Below are 20,665 nucleotides of genomic sequence, written 5' to 3'. Positions count from 1 at the left end.
TCAGTATTATGGCCGACCCCTTGGAATTCCAAGGATTCCGCTGGGATTTGCCTGAGAATCAGGGCGGCCGGCCGCGGTTCACATCGTGAACCAGGTCATCACGTCGTGGAACAGGGCCGGATTCGTGGCGACCATCTGGTCCTGACGGCCGACCGTGAACAGGCACAGCACGTTGACCAGCACGGAGAAGGCCAGCAGGACGAGGACGACGATCCGGGCCGCCTTCAGCCGAGCGGCGGGCGGCGCGCATCCGTCGCCGGCGCCGTTCACGGCGCGCAGCAGGCCGGGCAGCGCGGCCATGGCGAACAGCCATCCGAAATCGCCCATGTACCGCCATCCCAGGCCGGCGTTCGACGCGTCGAACACGACGACGAACAGGCCGAGCGTCAGCGCGGCCGTCATCAGCGGCATGAGCCCCGACCCCCGCAGCCGGCGCCGGAGGAACGGCAGCGCGAGCGCGGCGAGCAGCGGCGGGCACAGCACGAGCAATCCGCCGACCATCGGTTCGGCGAACGCCCATCGCGCCAGCGGCGTGGGGGAGAGCGCGACGAACGGGAACGCGTGCACGATTCTGGGAGGCAACGCCAGATAGTAGCCGACCATCGCCGGGATGTCGGCCGGAGGCTGCCGGAACGCCGTCATGTCCGTCACCGTGAACTGGTAGTCGTTGCCGAACTCGACGAACGACCCGAACCGCGCATGGTTGTACCAGGCGAGCGGCACGAGCGGCACGAGCGCCGCGGCGAGCACGACGGCCGGCGCGGCGAACGCCCGCGCGACGCCGACGCGCCCCGCCTTGAGGTTCGCTGCCATCGCGCGGATCTGCGGCCAGAACAGGGGGATGCCGAGCACCGCCGCCAGACAGAACGTGGGACGGCACCCGAAGTTCGCGGCGATGAGGAACGCGCCGAGCCCCAGCCGCGGCAGCGACAATGCCGGCGCGCCGTCCATATGCCACCGGTCCGCCGGGTTCAACGGGCGTTTCAGGGTAGCCGCCCCCAGCCACAGCCACAGTCCCGCCGTCGTGAACGCGAGCGAGGCGGCGAACGGCACCGAATAGAAGTTCGTCCGGTAGGCGAGATACGGCATGTTCGCGGCCAACGGCACGAACAGCAGCATCATCGACGTGGCGGCGAGCGACGTGCGCGGCGCGAGCCGGACGACGAGACGGATCGTGAGCAGCCATGCGAACACGAGCGCGACGAGCATGAACAGGTGGACCGTCGCCGCGCTCGACAGCATACGGCCCGTGAGCAGCCGGTAGGGGGCGAACAGGATCGCCGCCGGCACCACGCCGAAATACGAATACCAGTGTCCGTCGTAATACGCGTAGTCCCAGTAGATCGGACTGACGCCCTCGGCGAGCAGCCGCGAGCGCGTCGTCACATCGTACGGGTCCGGGGCGGCGGCGAGCGCGTCCGGGACGATCAGATCGAGCGAGAGCCGGCCGTGCAGCAGCGCGTCGGCGAGATGCCCGTACTGGTCGATGTCGTACGTGTAGCCGCCGGGCTGGTGGAACGACAACGGCGTCGCATAGCGCATCTGCCAGATCACGTTCGCCGCCGTCGCCACGGCGAACGGCGCGACCAGACCCGCGAACGCGAATCGCTGACGGAGGTCCGACGGGTCGAGCGCCACACGCCACAGCCGCGATCCGGGCCGCCACAACGCGGCCAGCAGCAGCGCGCCCAGCATGAGCGCCACGCGTGCGGGACTGAACGAGAACGGGACGCGCACGTTCGCGCGGACCGCCTCGATCGGGATGACGGAGCCCTTCGCCTCCTCGACCCATACGCGCGTCACGCCGGCGCTGTGCGCCTTGAGGAAATGCGATCGCGGCGACGACGCGGCCACCGTCCGCGCCGTGCCGTCGCCGCCGTCCGGAGACGCGACGCGCAGGTGGATGACGCGCAGCGCGTCCTGCTTCGGCTGCGACGTGTCCACCCTGAGGTAATCGGACGTGCCGTCCGCCTTCACCTCAAGCCATGATCCCGTCGGATCGGTGACGCGCAGCGCGCCCGTGTCCGTGCGGCCGAGCCCGGGTCCCAGCGTGTTCGCGGCGGCGGCGGAATCGGTGCTCGCGCCCAGCGTGCGCCAGAACGGCAGGTTGAACCCCACGCATTCCACGGCGAGCACGACGAGCATGGCGACGAGTGCGGCGACGGCCGCGCGACGGCGCGACCCCTTGGCGAACGGATGGGGAAGATGAGGCACCCGACCATTCTATAGTCAGTTATTCTCAGGGCTTCACGACCGCCTCCATGTCGGGTTGCGTTGGAACAATGTGAGGCATGTCAGTACGCAAGTCACACCGCCACGAACGCCCCTCGGATCCATGGAAGGCCGCGATGGGGCGGGTACGGGGGCTTGCGGAACGGCTGACGCGTTCCGGACGCGGGGCGTTCGAATCGGTCGACCCGTTCGGCGCGACCATCGACAAGGCGGCGCAGGAGACGGCCGCCGCGGGATTCGCACGGGAATCGTCCGGCACCAAGGTCGAAATGGACGTGGCGCGGGAGCTCGCCAGCCATTCGCGTCGTCTCGGCCCGCTCGTCAAACGCCGTCTGCTCGACTTCGACGACGTGCCCGGCAGGCTCACGCTCGGCTGGGCGCAGCTGCCGGCCAGGGGAGGGGCGGCCAATCCGGGAGCGGGCGCGGGCTTCTCGCTCGGCGTGTTCGCCGACCGCGACCACTTCTCGCAGATCGCCTACGCGGACGGCAAGGGCCGCGTGTACGTGGGCACCGAGATCGGCATGGACGTGCAGAACATGGAACCGCGGTTCATGCTCTCCCGCGAGCCGCGCCGCGACCGTGTGGGCGGCGGCGTCGTCGGCCGCGACGACACGGGCCGCATGACCTGGCTCGCCGCATGGCGCCGCGACCGCGAAAGCGGCACCTACACGCTCGAACAGATGCGCTACCCGCTGCGCCGCGACATGCGCGAGGGCCTCGAATACCGCGACGCCGTCGCCATCGCGTTCTTCGCCGGCTACATGCTGCCGCAGATGCGCGGCGCGCTCGTCGGATTCGGCGCGGGCAACATCTTCCGCCGGCTCAACCGCGAGGCGCCGATGGGCGCGATCCGCCGGTCCGTGCGCGACATGCTCGAAGTGCGCGCGCACGGCATGCGCGTCTCCGGGCTCGAAGACCACTTCGCCGAACTCATGCACGAGGCGGGCGCGCTCGACGAGGCGCCCGGGCTCGAGGCCGTGCACGGCGCCGAACCGTTGCACCTGTACACGTCCAGCTACTCCGGCTCCTACTTCTTCACCTGGGATTCGTCCCTGTCGCTCGCTCCGGCGCTGCGCGCGCTCGCCATCGAAGGCAACCTCAACCGGTTCGCGTCGGTGAGCGTATGGCTGGAACGCAACGCGCGTCTCGGCCTGGAACCCACCGAGGAGACGGTGACGCGCGCCCAGGCCGCCACCATCGACCTGAAACTGCTCGACGATCCGGCGCTGATCGCGCTCGGCGCGGACGACGGCGACGGCGCGGACGGCGACGCGGACACGGCGGCCGGCGCGCGCAACGCCGTCGACGGCGCGGCCGCGGGACGCGACGCGCGCATGGACCGGCAGGGCGACCACAACGCGATGCGCTCGCTGATCCGCGAGGCGCACCGCATCGCGCGTCATCTCGGCGAGCATGTGGGCGAACGCGGCGACACCGGTTCCGAATGGGTGTACCGGCAGAGCATGGCGCTGCTCGTGCGCCGGCTGCGACTGCCCTACCGGTTCGACGTGGAGCTCCGCTCGAACCTCGCGGCGGGACGCGTGGCGGTCGGGTTCACCACGGCGGGCGTGTCGATGATGCCCGCCACCCGCTACGACGAGACCGAGCGCCGGTGGGTGTCGTTGAGCGAAGGCGAACGCGCCGAGATGAGCGCCGCCTACAACCTGCGCGTCGGCCTGATCATGGCGGCGATGAGCTTCGCCGCGAGCGACCGGGTGCGCGAGGTGTCGCTGCACGTCGACTCGCTCGGCCTGGAGGAGGCCGTCGCCGAACAGGATTCCGCCATCGAGACGATGATGAGCGAGGCGTTGAGCGCGTTCGAACGCATGCACACCGGCGGCATGGGCGCGGTGCGCGGCAAGGCCGAGCCGAAGGACGGCGACTTCCACGGCGATCCGACGCACACGCCGGTGCGTCCGGTCGCCGATCCCACGCAGACGGGCGCGGACGCGCAGCCGTCCGGCGACGAGGGAACGGCGACGGACGGCGACGACAGCATCGAACGCCGGTTCGAGGACCTCATGCAGGGCGTCGACATCGACGAGACCGCGTTCGCGATGCCCGGCGACGACGCGAACGACGCCGCATCCGGCGACACGTTCGGCATCGCCTCGACGGACGGCGGCGACGACGCGGATGCCGCGGGCGACGGCGATGACGGCGACGCCGATGACGCCGATCCGATGAGCGTGCTCAAACGCAATCCGACCGTGCGCAACCTCGCCACCGTCACGTTCACGCGCGACGCGTTCCTCACCCGCATCGACGAGGACGCGCTCGACCATCCGATGGACACGTACCGCATGTTCGACGCGGTCATGGACGTGGACGGCGACGGCGCTCTCAAACCCGTCGACGCCGGATTCGACCTGCGCGACCAGCGGTTCGCGCCCGCCGGCTCGCAGGAGCAGCCCGAATCCTCCGACCATGCGTTCACGCCCGCCGCGGCGCGCGTGCTCGGCACGCCGGACGCGGTCGGACTGTCAATCCAACGCGTCGACCTGCTGCAGCGCGCCGAATCCGACTTCCATCGTCTCGCCTCCGACGAGACGATGCCGTCCGTCGCGAAGGCGCGGGAGGCGATGCGCATCATCGACATGATCGGCGATCCGGAACTCGCCGAACAGGCGCCGAACGTGACCAGCGCGCTCATCGACGGACGCGACACCCCGCCCGTCACGATTGCCCTGGCCGACGAGCTCGACAAGGAGCGGCTCAAGGCGCGCGACCTGCTGTTCGGCGGACAGGTGGACCAGGCGCTCGACACCGCGGAGGCGGCGATCGGCCGGCTCGACGCGCTCTACGCGAACGGCGGCGGCGTGCCCCGCTACTTCAACTCGTATGCGGAACGCGTCATCTACAACCGGCTGTTCGCCACACAGGGGGAGCGCACCGTGCTCATCCCCGACAACCTGTTCTACGCGCACATGGAGCTCGCCGACGTGCTCGCCCAGATCAAGGGCGCGAAGGCGTCGCTCAAGCATCTCAACACGATGGTCTCCTACGCGCCCGCCTACCCGCTCACGCATCTGAAGCTCGCCGTGCAGCTGGCGCGCAGCGAGGACTGGGATTCGGCGCGCGCCGCATGCCTCAACGCGCTCAACGTCGCCCTCGACCGCGACGACGCCGCGTTCGCCTACTACCGTCTCGCCTACGCGGAATGGATGCAGGACCGTTTCGAGACGGCCGTGGCCGCCTACCTGATGAGCGACCACATCGCGCCCGGCCAGATCGGCTCGCTGGAAGGCGAACTGCAGGAGCTCGTCGCGCGCGCCGACTCGCAGTGCATCCGCGTGCCGGAAAGCGTGGACGACGCGGCACACGTGCTCGCCGCCCACGACCTGCCCGTCTGGCCGCACACCGAGGTGGCGGGCATCGTGCGCGACGCGGCGCGCGTCACCGTGGACGAGGGGCTGTTCGTGCCCGCGCGCACGCTGTCCGTCGCGTCCGCGCGCATGAACGACGACGAGACCAACGGCATCGACGTGGTGCAGGCGCAATTCATCCGCTCGCTCAACGGGTGAGGGAACAGGGCGGGGTGGTGGTTTCGCGTCCGGTGCGAAACCACCACCCCGGGAACCTCTGTGGGAGCCCGCGCGGGAACCTACGCCGCCATCAGCCGTTCGGCCAGCGCCTTGAATTCGGCGCCGACGCCATCGGTCCTCAACGCGCCGTCCGCGTCCAGCACGGCCGGGCGGCCCGCCTCGCCGGTCTCGCGCAGCTCCGGCTCGAGCGGCAATTGCGCCATCAGCGGCACGTCGTAGCCGAGCGCCTCGGACAATTGCGAACTCACGCGCTCGCCGCCGCCGCGGCCGAAGATCTCCAGCTTCTCGCCCTTGTGCTCGTAGTAGCTCATGTTCTCCACGACGCCGCGCACCTTCATCGGCACCTGCAATGCGACGAGCCCGGAGCGCACGGCCACGTCGGACGCGCTCGGCTGGGGCGTGGTCACGACCACGAGCTCCGCGTTGGGCAGCGCCTGCGCCACCGAGATCGCCATGTCGCCGGTGCCGGGCGCGAGGTCGAGCAGCAGCACGTCCGGCTCGCCCCACCACACGTCGGACAGGAACTGTTCGAGCGAACGCTGGAGCCTCGGACCGCGCCACAGGATCGCGCGGTCCGCGCCGGCGAACATGCCGATCGAGATGAGTTTGACGCCCCACGCGGTCACGGGCATCAGCATGCCGTTGAGGTTCGTGGGCTGCGTGTGCACGCCGAACAGGCGCGGCAGGGAGAAGCCGTAGATGTCCGCGTCGATGGCGGCCGTGTCGTAGCCGAGCGCGGCGAACGTGGCGGCCAGGTTCGCGGTGACCGACGACTTGCCGACGCCGCCCTTGCCGGAGGCGATCGCGAAGATGCGCGTCTTGACGCCCGGCTTGTTGAACGGGTTCTGCTTGCGTTCCGCCTTGAGCCCGGCGACGAGGTCGTCGAGCTTGTCGCGGCTCATCGAACCGACCTCGATGCGCGGCGTGAGATCCGCGTCCGGGTAGGAGGCGACCGCGCCGTTGATCTGGTTCGTGATGGTCTCGCTCAGCGGGCAGCCGGGCACGGTGAGTTCGACGTGCACGGTCACGTCATAGGCGTCGCGCGCGCCGTCGCCGCCGTCCCGTCCGGCGGCGGGCGTCGCGTCGATCGCCGCGATCATGCCCAGATCGGTGACGGAACGCCCGAGTTCCGGGTCGATGACCTTGCTCAGCCTCTCGTAGATCGCCGCCTCGATGTGCCTGCTGTCCGTCAACGCGTCCTCCTCTTCGTCGCCGATCGGTTGTTCATATCGCGTATGCCGCGTACCAGCCTAGCGTGCGAACGCCCGCCATGCCAGAGTCAGACCTCGCCGGTCTCCAGCAGCGTCTCGAACTGGGCCTCGTCGAGCATCGGGATGCCGAGCTCCTCGGCCTTCGTGGCCTTGGAACCGGCGTTCGCGCCGACGACCACGTAGTCGGTCTTCTTGCTGACGGATCCGGCCGCCTTGCCGCCGCGTTCGAGGATCGCCTCCTTCGCGGAGTCCCGTGAATAGCCTTCCAGCGAACCGGTGACGACGACCGTCTTGCCGGCGAGCGTCTGCGGCAGCGTGCTCTTCTCCGCCGCGGCGACGCCCACGCCGGCGGCACGCCACGCGTGCAGCGTCTCGCCGCGCCAGTCGCCGGGCTCCTTCGCCGCCGTGAACCAGTGCACCACCGATTCGGCGATCTCCGGGCCCACGCCGTCGATCTGCGTGAGCTCGTCGGCCGTGGCGTCGGCGATCGCGTCGAGCGAGCCGAGCGACGAGGCGATGAGTCGCGCGGTCGGCGGGCCGAGGCGGCGGATCGACAGCGCGACCAGTACGCGCCACAGGTCGGCGTGACGCGCCTTGTCCATCTCGTCGAACATCTTGCGCGTGTTCTCGCCGGGGCGGACGACCACCGGCACGTCGGTCTCGCCGGCGCGCGTCTTCTTATGGTCCACGCGCACGACGACCGCGTCCGCCGGCACGTCGTAGTCCGGGTAGGCGGTCACGGCCACGTCATTGGCCGCCGTCGCCGCGCCGGCGCGTGCCGCCAGCTGCTTGGCGGTGAGCTTCTTCGCGGGCGCGGGGGCCGTCCAGAACGCGGGCACCTGATGCCACAGTCCGGAACCGCCCACGCGCTTGCGCGTCTTCTTCTTCCGCCCGTTCGCGCCGACGGTCTCGTGGATCTCGATGATCGGGGCCTCGCGCCACACGCGCACGTCACGCAGGTCGGCGGCGGTCAGCGCGAACAGGCCCGCCTCGCTGGACAGTACCGGCATCTGGCGTTTCGGCAGCCGCAGTCCCTCGACCGGCTCGTACGGTTCCGGCTCCTCGCCGGGCTTGACAAGGATCTCCGTGATGTCCGGCGCGTAGGTGGCGACCGAATCGGGGCGGTTCTCCTCCGGGTTCGTGAGCGCGATCGCCGACTGGTCGCCCAGATGCTCGATGTCGAACGCCTTGCGCGAGGCGAGCGAGATCACGCGTTCGGTCAGCTGCGCCGGGCAGCTCTCCACGTTCGGGCAGCGGATGTCCTTGTCGCCCTCCTTGGCGGGCGCGAGCTTCGCGCCGCACGAGGGGCAATGCTCCGGCATGACGAATTCGCGCAGCTCGCTTTCGCGGCCCTTGCGGCGTTCCAGCACGGGGCCTACGAGTTCGGGGATCACGTCGCCCGCCTTGCGCACGACGACCGTGTCGCCGATGAGCACGTTCTTGCGCTTCACCTCGGACGGGTTGTGCAGCGTGGTGCGCGCGACCGTCGAACCGGCCACGTACACGGGTTTGAGGATCGCGACCGGGGTGACGCGGCCGGTGCGGCCCACCTGCACGGTGATATCGAGCAGTTCGGTGTTGACCTCCTCCGGCGGGTACTTGTAGGCGATGGCCCAGCGGGGGGCGCGCGAGGTCGCGCCCAGCGTGCGCTGCAGCGCGAGGTCGTCGACCTTGACGACGATGCCGTCGAGCGCATGCTCGATGTCGCCGCGGTGCTCGCCGTAGTAGTCGATCATCGCGAGAATCTCGCCGAACGAGGTGACGGTGCGGTTGTGCGGCGAGACCGGCACGCCCCACTTCTCGTACAGCGCGTAGGCCTCCGACTGGTCGTCGATCCGGTCGTGCCTGCCGGCGGCGTTCGCGCCCCAGCGCAGCGTGCCGAGACCGTGCGCGTAGAAGCTCAGACGGCGGGTGGCGGTGATGCGCGGGTCCTTCTGGCGCAGCGAGCCGGCGGCCGCGTTGCGCGGGTTCGCGAACGGGGCGCGGCCGGCGTCCTCCTGTTCGCGGTTGAGCTCATGGAAGTCGTCCCAGCGCATGAACACCTCGCCGCGGATCTCCACGAATTCGGGGATGTCGCTCTTCTCGCCGCCCAGGTTCGCGGGGATGGAGCCGATCGTGCGCACGTTCAGGGTGATGTCCTCGCCGGTCACGCCGTCGCCGCGCGTGAGCCCCTGCTCCAGCACGCCGTTGCGGTAGATGAGGTTCAACGCGAGACCGTCGATCTTCACCTCGCAGCTCATCGGCAGCTTTTTGCCCTCTGGCCAGTCGAGGTCGCGGATGACCGAATCGTACCAGTCGCGCAGCTCCTCGATCGAGAAGACGTCGTCGAGGCTCATCATGCGGCTGGGATGGCGCACGGACGTGAAATCGTTCGAGAACGTGCCGCCCACCCGGTGCGTGGGACTCTGCGGGTTGTCGAGCGCGGGGAACGCCGCCTCCAATCGTTGCAGGCAACGCAGCCGCGCGTCGTAGGCGGCGTCGGAGGAGACCGGCGCGTCGTCGATGTAGTAGGCGATCTGGTCGGATTCCACCCACGCGGCGACGCGCGCCCACAGGCGTGCGGCGTTTTCCGCGTTCAGCGTGTCGACGTCGAGCCGGTCGAGACGGGTCGCGTCCGCGTCGGTGGGCGTCAGGGCGGCGATCCACGCCTCGCTTCCGGGCGCGAGATGCGTGATGCCCTCGTCGGCGACGATGGCCGGCGTCGCGGCGTCGGATGCGCCGTCGCCGGCCTCCATCGCGTCGAAATCCCATGCAAGCTGCTCGTCCGTCATATCCCCGCCTTGGCCGTGTCCGATGGTGTCCGCATCGATTGTACCCGGAGGCGTCCGGAGCCCATGACGGGCGGGGCCTAGTGCTGGGCGCGCCAGATGTCCGGTTCGACGTAGATCTCCCACTCGTACCACGGCAGGGCGGTGCGAATGCTCGTCTCGATCTTGTCGACGGTCTGCACGTCGTAGTCGCGGTCGAACTTGTCGGTCTCGACCTTGAGGCACAGCAGCACCGCGTCCTCGTCCATGTGGATGGCCTGCATGTTGATGAGCCGGTTCACGCCCTGCGTGCCTTCGACCGCCTCGACGAGCATTTCGCGCGTGCGCGGGTCGATGTCCTCGCCGATGAGCAGCGAACCGGATTTGAACGCGAGCGCCGCCGAACCGCACACCAGCACGAGACCGACCATGAGACCGCCGATCGCATCGTAGAGCTCGTCGCCGGTCGCGATGGACAGGCCGATGCCGAGGCCTGCGAACGCGAGGCCGATCAGGGCGAGCGTGTCCTCCATCATCACGGAGGCGAGTTCGGCGGATTTGGTGCGACGCCAGAACTTGACCAGCGAGTCGCTTTCCACCTTGACGCGCGTCATGCGCTCGCGCGCCTCATGCACGGACGTGTGCAGGCCGTAGCCTTCCAGGCAGGCGGAGACGCCCACGACGACGAGCGCGGCGACGAGTTCGATCGGCTCGGCCTCGCGCGGGATGGAGCCGTCGAGGAGTCCGGTGAGCTTGGACGCGGCCTGGGAGACGGCGAACACGCCGCCGACGAAGAACAGGAGCGTCGCGACGATGAAGCTCGCCAGATACTTGACGCGGTGCAGACCGAACGGATGATCGCCGTCCGACTTGTGGTCGGAGGTCCTGTCGCCGATCATCAGCACGATCTCGTTCGCGCAGTCCGCCACCGAATGCACGGATTCGGAGAACATGGACGACGATCCGGTGAACGCGGCCGCCGCGAATTTCGCGAGCGCCACGCCGATGTTCGCCGCCAGCGCGGCCTTCACCGCCGCGCCCGCCTTGGTCGTTCCGCTCTGGATGGTCTTGTCAGTGTCTGCCACGGTTATCCTCTCTTCCGGAAGCGATTGTAGCCGCGCCGTGGCCGTGATGGTGCGCGCCCCGCACCATGGCGGACATGCCGTGATATGGAACGTGGGTGTGGGATGGTCCCCCGCTTCGGGGACCATCCCACACCCACGACGCGTCGGTTGGCGGATGGATCGTATCAGTGCGTCACAGCAGCACGGCGAAACTGGAGGCCGCGGCGGCGATGATGCCGATGATGATGAACAGCAGCCACAGGGCCACGCTGGCGATCACGGAGACGAGCGCACCCATGCCGGCCATCTTCGCGTCGCCCGGCTTGGAGTCCTTCCACACGAGGAACAGGATGAGGCCGATGAGCGGGAAGAAGAAGCCGAGCACGGCCCAGCCGAACGAGCCCTTGTCGTCGACCGGGGCGCCGTAGCCGTAGCCGGGGGCCGGCTGCGCGTACGGCGACTGCTGGGGCGCGCCGTAGCCGTAGCCGGGAGCGGGCTGGCCGTATGCGGGCTGCTGGGGGGCGCCGTAGCCGGGGGCCGGCTGCGCGTACGGGTTCTGCTGGGGCGCGCCGTAGCCCGCCGGCGCTGGCTGGCCGTACGCGGGGGCGCCGTACTGGGGTGCCGGGGCGGGGGTTCCGTACTGCGGCGTCTGCGGGGCGGGCGCGCCGTACTCAGGTTGTCCGTAGGGTGCTTGCGGCTGGGGAGCCTGGTTGTTGTCGGTCATCTGTCATTTCCCTTCTGCTTGGTTCCGGTCCGTCGTCCTCGTATCGGACCGCGGAGCCGGCATGTGCCCGTTGACACGCCACCATGCGTCTCACGGGTCGTGTACATCTCCATCGTACCGCCGAAAACGACGTACACCCATATATCCGGACGTATATTCCGGCGAACGGGATGTGAACGGCATGCGCGGATGACGGCATGCATGGATACGGGAAAGCCCCGCGAAGGCGTTTGCATCCTTTGCGGGGCTTTCCGAAAACCACGGTTTCCGAGTGGAACTCAGATGTGGTAGTAGAGCTCGTACTCGAGCGGGGTCGGGGCCAGGCGGGCCTGGTCGATCTCGTCGCGCTTCAGCTCGATCCAGGTCTCGATGAGGTCCGGGGTGAACACGTCGCCGGCGGTGAGGAAGTCGTTGTCCTCCTCAAGGGCGTTGAGCGCCTCGCCGAGGGAGCTCGGCACCTGCTTGATGTTCGCGTGCTCTTCCGGCGGCAGCTCGTAGAGGTCCTTGTCGACCGGAGCCGGCGGCTCGATGTGGTTCAGGATGCCGTCGAGGCCGGCCATCATCTGGGCGGAGAAGGCCAGGAACGGGTTGCAGGACGGATCCGGGGCGCGGAACTCGATGCGCTTGGAGGCGGGGGAGGTGCCGGCCAGCGGGATGCGGATGGCGGCGGAGCGGTTGCGGGCCGAGTAGACCAGCGAGACCGGGGCCTCGAAGCCCGGGACCAGACGGTGGAACGAGTTCAGCGACGGGTTCGTGAACGCGACGACCGCGGAGGAGTGCTTGATGAGGCCGCCGATGTACCAGCGGGCGATGTCGGACAGGCCGCCGTAGCCCTGCTCGTCGTAGAACAGCGGCTTGCCGTCCTTCCACAGGGACTGGTGGCAGTGCATGCCGGTGCCGTTGTCGCCGGCGATCGGCTTCGGCATGAAGGTCACGGACTTGCCGGCGAGGGCGGCGGTCTCGTGGACGACGTACTTGTACTTCATCAGGTCGTCGCCGGCGTGCTGCAGCGTGTTGAAGCGGTAGTTGATCTCCTGCTGGCCGGCGCCCGCCACCTCGTGGTGGGAACGCTCGAGCTGCAGGCCGACCTTCTGCAGGTTGGCGACCATGTCGTCGCGCAGGTCCTGGTTGTGGTCGATCGGCGGGACCGGGAAGTAGCCGCGCTTGACGCGGTTCTTGAAGCCGATGTTCGGGGTGCCGTCCTCTTCGGTGTCGACGCCGGTGTTCCACGGGGCCTCGATGGAGTCCACCTCGTAGAAGGAGCGCTGGGCGGAGTTCTCGTAGCGGACCTTGTCGAAGATGAAGAACTCGGCCTCCGGGGCGAAGGACGCGGTGTCGGCGATGCCGGTGGACTTCAGGTAGGCCTCGGCCTTGCCGGCGACCTGACGCGGGTCGCGGGAGTACGGCTCATCGGTCAGCGGGTCGACGATGGAGAAGGAGACGTCCAGGGTCTTGTGCTTGCGGAACGGGTCGATGAAGGCGGTGGTCACATCCGGGACCAGCTTCATGTCGGACTCGTTGATGGCCTGGAAGCCCTGCACGGACGAGCCGTCGAACGGCATGCCGTCGGTGAACGCGTTGTCCAGGAACTCGCTGACCGGAACGGTGAAGTGCTGCTGCACGCCGATCAGATCGGTGAAACGGACGGAGACGTACTCGACGCCTTCCTTGTTGATGAGGGCTTCGGCCTCTTCCGGCGTATGGGCGAAGATCTTGTTCTCAGCCACGATCGCTCCTTTTATCGAAATGATTTACAGGATTAAAGGATAGGAACGTGCGTTTCACGCGCTCGAAACTTCGGTTACGAGAATGTTTCGTGACCGGTAACGGATGGTCGCGACCGTTGCGGTGGCGCGGTTCGCCGGGCATGCGGGGGAGAGGAGGGCGCCGTCGTCCTGTCCGGAACGCGGACGGCCGGGCCACGGGCGGCCGGCGGCATGCGACGGGGCCGCGGTCATCGGGATACGCGAAGGCCCCGATCGCCGGATCGACCGGTGACCGGGGCCTTGGGGCTCGGGAAGCGACGCGCGCCGCCGTCAGCGTCCGCGCATGGCGCGACGGCTGACCTTCTGCATGCGGTTCGGGTCGACGCCCTTCGGGATACCGTAGCCGCGCTTCGCCTGCAGCGTGCGCAGACGGTCGTTGAGGATGGACAGCTCCTCCTTGGTGAGGATGAAGCGGCGGCGCGGGTGGATCGAAGCCATGAGCTTGTTGGAGTGGTTGGTCGGCACGTAGCTCTTCTTGCGGGTGATGGTCTTGCGCAGGTCCCTGAGGCGCGTGGTGCCGTTGGAGCCGTCGCCCATGATGATGCGGTAGACGGGGATGGAGGAGCCGGCGGTCACGCCCTTGATCTCATGCTCCTGACGGTCCATCTGGCGCTTGACACGGTCGTGGCCGCCCTCGCCGAGCAGGTAGATGCCGTTGTAGCCGGTGCCGCGCCAGATGGCGTCCTTGGTGCGGGCGTCCACCCACACGGGCTGCTCCGGGAAGGTGAAGCCGGCCTTCGTCATGTTGCTCAGCACGCTGACCGCCGCGCCCGGACGGCCTTCCAGCTGCTTGTAGCCGACCTTGTCCGCGCGGTTGGTGAGCACCATCGTGCCGAGCAGGATGCCGAGCATGACGGCGGCGATGATGGTGAGGATCCAGGTGAGCCACATCCACTTCATCACGAGGCCGAGGATCACGGCCAGCACGATCGGGGCGACGAACGCGCCGCCGCACAGCCACGGCAGCTGCTTGTCGTCCTTGTAGGTGAACTTGAAGATCTGGATGATCTGCTTGATCGTGCTGTTCTTCTTGGGCTTCTTCTCGTCCTTGTCAGCCATTCTTCCCTCGCTTGGAGTCGGATTTGCGCATACTGGCCGTTGATTCTACCAGCATGCGTGCCCCGGGGGCGTGGCGTGCTCCCGGGGCGTGTGGTCGGTGCGCGGCCGGTGCGTGGTCAGCGCGTGTGCAGCGGGCGCCCGTCCGCCTTGAGCAGCGCCTCGCCGAGCGTCTCGCTGAACGTGGGGTGCGGGTGGATGAGCCGCGCCGCCTCGGCGAGCGGCACCCGGTTGCCGACGAGCTGCTCCGCCTCGGCGATCAGGTCCGAGGCGACGGGCGCGACGATGTGCACGCCGAGCACGACCGGCACGTCCGGACGGTCCGCGCGTTCGCCGCTGACGACCGTCATCGCGCCGCCGACGCCGCTCATCAGCATGCGCGCGTTGCCGAGCATCGGGTACGCGGTCTCCTTGACGTCGTTGAGATTCGGGTCGGCGGTCGCCTCCTGGCCGGTCAGGCCCACGCACGCCGCCTCCGGGTGGGAGAACACGATCTGCGGCACGGTGGTCTCGTCCACCGGCTTCGGGTCGAGTCTGGCGATCGACTCGGCGACCGTCACGCCCTGTTCGAACGCGCGGTGCGCGAGCGCGTGTCCGGCGACGATGTCGCCCACCGCCCACACGTGCGGCGCGTGCGTGCGTCCGAGCGCGTCGCACGCGACGTAGCCGTGGTCGTCGAGCGTGACGCCGGCGCGCGCGAGCCAGTCGAACCGGGTGTTCGGGTCGCGTCCGATCGCGGCGAGCACGATCTCGCCCCACACCTGTTGCTCGTCGCCGCCGTCGCGCGTGTAGTGGACGGTCGCGCCGAGGTTCGCGCCGGTATCGACGCGTGTGACGGCGGTGCCCTTGACGACCTTCACGCCCTGACGCGTCAGCTCGCGCGTCAGGGTCGCGGCGGTGCGCCGGTTCCAGCCGGACAGGACGCGGTCCTTGCGGATGAGGAGCGTCACGTCCACGCCGGCCGCGTTCCACATCGACGCGAATTCGACGGCGACCGCACCCGCGCCGACGATCACGGCGGAGGCGGGGAACTCGTCGAGTTCCAGCGCCTGCGTGGAGTCGATGAGCGCGCCGGCGAACGGGATGCCCGGCAGCGGGCGCGGTTCGGCGCCGGTCGCGAGGATCACGTCGCCCGCCTCGATGACGACGCTCGCGTCCAACGGTTCGGCGGCCTGGGCTTTGCGGAAGCGTTCGACCGGATTCCCGGTGACGGTCACGGCGAGGTTCGCGCCGGTCTCGGCGTCGGCGGTTCCGGCGATCTCGCGCAGATCCGTGGCCGCGCCGTGGAACACGGTGACGCCGCGATGCGCGAGCAGGGCGGCGAGGCCCCCGGTCATCGTCTCGACCACGTGCCTGCGGTAGTCGCGCAGCGTGCCGTAGTCGATGCCGTCCACGTGCGCCTGCACGCCGAGCTCGGCCGCACGGTGCACGGTGTCGATGGTGTGCGTGGCGGTGATGAGCGCCTTCGACGGGATGCACCCGCGGTTGAGGCACGTGCCGCCGAGCGTCGCGTCCCGTTCGATGAGGGCGACGGACCTGCCGAGTTCCGCCGCGCGCAGCGCCGCCGCATAGCCTCCGGGCCCCGCGCCGATGATCGCGATGTCAAATTGTTCAGTCATGGTGCCCATGATAGACACACGCCTTTCGGCTCCCCTTGCAGGGGAGCTGTCAGCGAAGCTGACTGAGGGGTAGACAACACAATGAGGGGCAGACAGGCCGATCGCCCATCTACCCCTCAGTCGTTTCCAACGATGGCTCCCCGCATCACTCCGGGAAGTGGCCGCGCTTCTTCTCACGCGGCTTCGGAAGCCTCCAGCGGCGCATCTGGATGGCGCGGCTCCACGCATAGGACGCGGAACGCGAGCCCTTCGCCACGGCGCGCTCGCCGTACTTGGCGACGAGCTTCTTCTTGAGCTTGCGCCACATGAGCCACACGTCGATGACCACGGCCGCCAGATACACGTACATGAGCAGCATCATGATCATCGAGGCGGTCTGGTTCTGCGCGACCGAGGTGATGATCATCGAGCCGATGAGGATGATGAACGCGACCGGGATGAAGAACTCGCCGATGTTGAAACGGGCGTCCACGTAGTCGCGGATGTAGATGCGCCACGGCAGACGCTCCGCCTTCGGCATGTGGTTGATGTCGCCCTTCTGCATCGCCTCGTATTCGGCGTTCTCACGCTCGCGCATCTTCGCCTTCGCGGCCTTCGCGCTCGCCTTGCGGTCGGTCGGCACCAGCGGACGCACGCCGGCGGCCTGCGCCTGCTTCATCTTCGGGGTGGGCGCGTTCTTCGTACGGTCCTTCTTCACCGGCTTCGCAGGCTGTTCGGCCGCTTCCTCGACCGGCTCCTGCGCGGATTCCTTCTTCAACGGGTTCCATGTCATGCTTGCAGGTTACGGTGACGTCTAGACGCGTTCGGAGTGCAGGAACGCACTATATATAAGGAGAATACATGGCCCAGCTCACCGTGGACGAGGTCCGCGCCCGCGTGGAATCCGACTGGACGCGCATCGTCGACGTCCTCAACCGCAAGATCGCACTGAAGTCCGTGTCCGCGGAGGGCATCACCGGCGAGCATATGAGGCGGTCCGCCGAATTCGTCGCCGAACAGCTGCGCGAGGTCGGCGTCGACGCGAAGGTCGTCCAGTCCGCGAACCCGGACGGCACGCCCGGCGCATGGGAGGTCATCGGCTCCCGCATCGTCGACGAATCCGCGCCCACCGTGCTTCTCTACGCGCACCACGACGTGCAGCCCGTGCCGGACGCGTCCGCGTGGAACACCGACCCGTTCGTCGGCACCGAGATCGACGGCCGCCTCTACGGCCGCGGCTCGGCGGACGACGGCGGCGGCATCGCCATCCACTCCGGCGCGTTGAAGGCGCTCGGGGACGATCTCAAGGTCAACGTCAAGGTGTTCATCGAAGGCGAGGAGGAGATGGGCTCCCCGAGCTTCATCCCGTTCATCGAGGCGCACCAGGCCGAGTTCGAATCCGACGTGATCATCGTCGCCGACTCCGGCAACTGGTCGGCGGACATCCCGTCCCTGACCACCTCGCTCAGGGGCAACACCTGCGTCGACGTGACCGTGCGCGGATTGAAGCACCCGGTCCACTCCGGACAGTACGGCGGCCCGATCCTCGACTCGAACACGCTCGCCGCGATGCTCATCGCCTCCCTGTACGACGCGAACGGCGACCTCGCCGTGCCCGGCGTCGCCGCCGAGGAGCCGATCGGCGGCCTCCAGCGCGACCTCGACGAGGCATCCGTGCGCGCCGACGCCGGCGTCGTCGACTCCTACACGCTCGCCGGCACCGGCTCGCTCGCCTCCCGCCTGTGGACCAAGCCGAGCCTGACCGTCATCGGCTTCGACGCGCACCCGGTCGACGGCTCGTTCAACGTGATCAGCCCCGAGACCCGCTTCCGCCTGTCCCTGCGCACCGCGCCGAACCAGCGTCCCGAAGAGGCGCAGGCCGCGCTCGCCGCGTACCTCGAAACCCACGCGCCGTTCGGCGCCGAGGTCGAGGTGGCCAAGCTGGAGAACGGCATGGGCTGGGGCATGGACCCGGACGCGGTCGCCACCAAGGACGCGCTCGAGGCGATGGAGGAGGCGTTCGGCGTCGCCCCGATCAACAAGGGCGAAGGCGGGTCCATCCCGTTCATCCCCGAACTGCAGCGCATCTTCCCCTCGGCGCAGGTGCTCGTCACCGGCCCGGAGGATCCGAAGGCCAACGCGCACAGCCCCAACGAGTCCATCTCGCTGTCCGGCCTCAAGAACAACGTCATCACCGAAGCCCTCCTGCTCGACAAGCTCGGCAGATAAGTCTTGCGCAAGTCGGTTCGGTCGTTTATCGTGGAGGGCTGACACGGGAGCCGCGTGAAGGCGGCTGAGAGGGGACCGCAACGGGTCCCGACCGATGGAACGTGGACGGGCAATGCCGACCACGGAACGTCCTCCACCCGTGCCTTCGAAGGAAGCAAGAGAGAAAGGCACATCACCATGGCCGAAACCGTCGCCAAGACCAACTACAAGTGGCGCGTCGTCGACATCGTCGTCGCCGCCATCATCGCCGTCGCATCCGGCGTCATCTTCTGGGGCTGGGACGTCGTCTGCGCCGCCCCGCTCGCCCTGTTCGAAGCCGTCACCCCCGGCTTCGAAGGCCTGCTCAACGGATTCTGGCTGTTCGCCGGTCCGCTCGCCGCCATCATCGTGCGCAAGCCGGGCGCCGCCCTCTTCGCCGAGACCCTCGCCGCGTTCCTCGAGCTCACGCTCGGCAACCAGTGGGGCGTCGGCGGCTCGCTCATCGTCGGCATCATGCAGGGCCTCGCCGCCGAGATCGCCTTCGCGATCTTCGCGTGGAAGCAGTGGAACATCGGCACCACCATCCTGTCCGGCGCGCTCGCCGGCGTCGCCTGCTGGGCCTACTACTGGATGACCAACCCCGGCTGGAACGCGATGCGCGTCAGCTGGTACCTCGTCGGCTCCATCATCTCCGGCGTCATCATCGCCGGCGCGCTCATGTGGGCGCTGCACAAGGCGATCGCCGCCACCGGCGTGCTCGACCGCTTCGCCTCCGGCCGCGCCGAGGCTCGCGTCTGATGCGCATCACGCCCGCCCGCGTCGAGGCGAAGGATTGGGGATGGCGTCACGCCACGCGCAAGGACTTCGCCCTGCGCGGGCTTGACTTCGACATCCGTCCCGGGGAGCACGTGCTGCTCCTTGGCGCCTCCGGGGCGGGCAAAAGCACGCTCATGGCCGGACTGGCCGGCGTGCTCGGCGGATCCGACGAGGGCGAGCAGGAAGGCTCGCTCACCATCGACGGCGTCGAGGCCGGCATCGCCCGCGGCAAGGCCGGCCTCGTGCTGCAGGACCCGGATTCGCAGATCATCCTCGAACGCGTGGGCGACGACGCGGCCTTCGGCTGCGAGAACCTCGCCGTCCCGCGCGACGAGACCTGGCGGCGCGTGCGCGAATCGCTCGACCTGGTCGGATTGAAGGACATCGACCTCGACCGGTCCACGCGTCACCTGTCCGGCGGGCAGCGGCAGCGCCTCGCGCTCGCCGGCGTGCTCGCCATGCAGCCGGGACTCCTGCTGCTCGACGAGCCGACCGCCAACCTCGACCCGGAAGGCGTGCGCGAAGTGCACGACGCGGTGCGCGACGTGCTCGAGCGCACCGGGCAGACCATGGTCGTCGTCGAACACCACATCGACGTGTGGATGGACCTGATCGACCGTGTCATCGTCATCGGCCATCCCGACCCGGATTCGCACGTGGGCGGCGTCATCGCCGATGGAAAACCGGGCGAGGTGTTCGGCGAGTATGGCGACCTGCTCGCGCAAGGCGGCGCATGGGTGCCGGGACGCGCGATCCCGGACCGCGCGCCGGCGCGCGCACGCGCGGACGGCGACGCGGCCGGAACGGCCGATGCCGTCGGAGAGACGGACGCGGTCGCCGGAATGCGTGACGACTGCCGCGAACCCGCGCTCGTCACCGAGGACCTGAGCTTCGGCCGTGGATTCCCGCTCGGCGAGCACATCGACCTTGCATTCTTCGCCGGCGAGGTGACGGCCCTGATGGGGCCGAACGGCGCCGGCAAATCCACGCTCGCCCTGACGCTCGCCGGACTGCTGAAACCGCTCGCCGGGCATGTGCGCGTGCGCGCCGACATCGCCGAAGGCGCGCGCGGCGACGAGCCGGACAAGTGGAGGAGCCGCGAACTGCTCGGCCGCATCGGCATGGTCTTCCAGGAGCCGGAACACCAGTTCGCCGCGGCGCTCGTGCGCGACGAGGTCGCCATCGGCCCGAAGTCGATGGGCGCCGACGAGACGCGCGCATACGCGATCGCCGACGCGATGCTCGAACGGATGAACCTCTCGCGGTTCGCCAAAGCCAACCCGTACACGCTGTCCGGCGGCGAGAAGCGGCGCCTGTCCGTCGCCTCCATGCTGGCCGGCGCGCCGAAGATCCTCGTCATGGACGAACCGACCTTCGGTCAGGACTTCACCACGTGGACCGAGATGGTCGACCTCATCGCCAAGGTGCGCGACCAAGGGTCCGCGGTCATCATCGTCACGCACGACGAGGCGCTCGTCAAGGCGCTCGACGCACGCCGCATCATGTTCGGATTCGCAGGGGAGTGATATGGGAAACGATTCAAGCACGTCCGCTACTTCCCTCCCGCCGACGGGCGGAAACGATTGTCCGGTTCCTGCTTCCCTCCCGCCGACGGGCGGGGACGATTGTCGGGTTCCTGTTTCCCTCCCGCTGGCGGGTGGGGACGATTGCAGGGTTCCTGCTTCCTTCCCGTCGACG

The 20,665-nt window shown here is 68.8% G+C and carries 13 protein-coding genes; 4 read left to right on the top strand and 9 right to left on the bottom strand.

Annotation, left to right across the window (positions count from 1 at the left end; all coding sequences use genetic code 11):
* Positions 1 to 78: 78 nt before the first annotated feature.
* A complete protein-coding gene (locus Uis4E_RS02265) occupies positions 79 to 2,214 on the bottom strand; it encodes a hypothetical protein (RefSeq protein WP_341476266.1) in 2,136 nt (711 codons plus the stop codon).
* Positions 2,215 to 2,348: 134 nt separating this feature from the next.
* On the opposite strand from Uis4E_RS02265, the gene Uis4E_RS02260 reads away from it, so the two are divergent.
* Complete coding sequence (locus Uis4E_RS02260) at positions 2,349 to 5,756, top strand: tetratricopeptide repeat protein (protein WP_423734904.1); 3,408 nt, start codon at positions 2,349 to 2,351, stop codon at positions 5,754 to 5,756.
* 80 nt (positions 5,757 to 5,836) lie between these two features.
* Here Uis4E_RS02260 and Uis4E_RS02255 read toward each other — a convergent pair whose 3' ends face one another.
* The 8 genes from Uis4E_RS02255 to Uis4E_RS02220 all read right to left on the bottom strand — a co-directional run bounded on the left by Uis4E_RS02255 (position 5,837) and on the right by Uis4E_RS02220 (position 16,736).
* Entirely contained in the window at positions 5,837 to 6,970 is a 1,134-nt protein-coding gene (locus Uis4E_RS02255) for an Mrp/NBP35 family ATP-binding protein (protein ID WP_101621656.1), read from the bottom strand.
* Positions 6,971 to 7,056: 86 nt separating this feature from the next.
* Positions 7,057 to 9,759 carry an NAD-dependent DNA ligase LigA gene (ligA, locus tag Uis4E_RS02250; RefSeq protein ID WP_101621655.1) on the bottom strand — a complete coding sequence of 901 codons (2,703 nt, stop codon included), beginning with the start codon at positions 9,757 to 9,759 and terminating at the stop codon, positions 7,057 to 7,059.
* A gap of 77 nt (positions 9,760 to 9,836) precedes the next feature.
* Positions 9,837 to 10,820, bottom strand: a complete 984-nt coding sequence (locus tag Uis4E_RS02245; protein ID WP_243394276.1) for a cation diffusion facilitator family transporter — start codon at positions 10,818 to 10,820, stop codon at positions 9,837 to 9,839.
* Positions 10,821 to 10,992: 172 nt separating this feature from the next.
* Complete coding sequence (locus Uis4E_RS12045; RefSeq protein ID WP_207764531.1) at positions 10,993 to 11,523, bottom strand: hypothetical protein; 531 nt, start codon at positions 11,521 to 11,523, stop codon at positions 10,993 to 10,995.
* Positions 11,524 to 11,801: 278 nt separating this feature from the next.
* Positions 11,802 to 13,250, bottom strand: coding sequence for a type I glutamate--ammonia ligase (glnA, locus tag Uis4E_RS02235; RefSeq protein ID WP_051922743.1), 1,449 nt, complete (start codon positions 13,248 to 13,250; stop codon positions 11,802 to 11,804).
* 309 nt (positions 13,251 to 13,559) lie between these two features.
* Positions 13,560 to 14,348 (bottom strand): DUF4191 domain-containing protein, encoded by a 789-nt coding sequence (locus tag Uis4E_RS02230; protein WP_101621653.1) that lies wholly within the window; start codon positions 14,346 to 14,348, stop codon positions 13,560 to 13,562.
* A gap of 116 nt (positions 14,349 to 14,464) precedes the next feature.
* The gene (locus Uis4E_RS02225) at positions 14,465 to 15,964 is read right to left on the bottom strand and encodes a dihydrolipoyl dehydrogenase family protein (RefSeq protein WP_101621684.1); all 1,500 of its coding nucleotides are present in this window, start codon (positions 15,962 to 15,964) and stop codon (positions 14,465 to 14,467) included.
* A gap of 145 nt (positions 15,965 to 16,109) precedes the next feature.
* On the bottom strand, positions 16,110 to 16,736 hold the full coding sequence (locus Uis4E_RS02220) for a DUF3043 domain-containing protein (RefSeq protein ID WP_101621652.1): 627 nt from the start codon (positions 16,734 to 16,736) through the stop codon (positions 16,110 to 16,112).
* 68 nt (positions 16,737 to 16,804) lie between these two features.
* Here Uis4E_RS02220 and Uis4E_RS02215 point away from each other — a divergent pair, with 68 nt between their 5' ends.
* From Uis4E_RS02215 to Uis4E_RS02205, 3 genes are all read left to right on the top strand, one after another.
* Positions 16,805 to 18,172 (top strand): dipeptidase, encoded by a 1,368-nt coding sequence (locus tag Uis4E_RS02215; RefSeq protein WP_101621651.1) that lies wholly within the window; start codon positions 16,805 to 16,807, stop codon positions 18,170 to 18,172.
* Positions 18,173 to 18,349: 177 nt separating this feature from the next.
* Positions 18,350 to 18,949 carry an ECF transporter S component gene (locus tag Uis4E_RS02210; RefSeq protein ID WP_034526515.1) on the top strand — a complete coding sequence of 200 codons (600 nt, stop codon included), beginning with the start codon at positions 18,350 to 18,352 and terminating at the stop codon, positions 18,947 to 18,949.
* Complete coding sequence (locus Uis4E_RS02205; RefSeq protein WP_165784808.1) at positions 18,949 to 20,493, top strand: ABC transporter ATP-binding protein; 1,545 nt, start codon at positions 18,949 to 18,951, stop codon at positions 20,491 to 20,493. Before Uis4E_RS02210 ends, Uis4E_RS02205 begins: the two co-directional genes overlap by 1 nt.
* The last annotated feature ends 172 nt before the right edge of the window (positions 20,494 to 20,665 follow it).

This window comes from Bifidobacterium parmae (assembly GCF_002860365.1).
In the GTDB taxonomy this organism is placed as follows: Bacteria; Actinomycetota; Actinomycetes; order Actinomycetales; family Bifidobacteriaceae; genus Bifidobacterium; species Bifidobacterium parmae.
The sequence above is the reverse complement of the archived record's forward strand: the minus strand, read 5'-3'. Positions and strand labels throughout refer to the sequence as shown.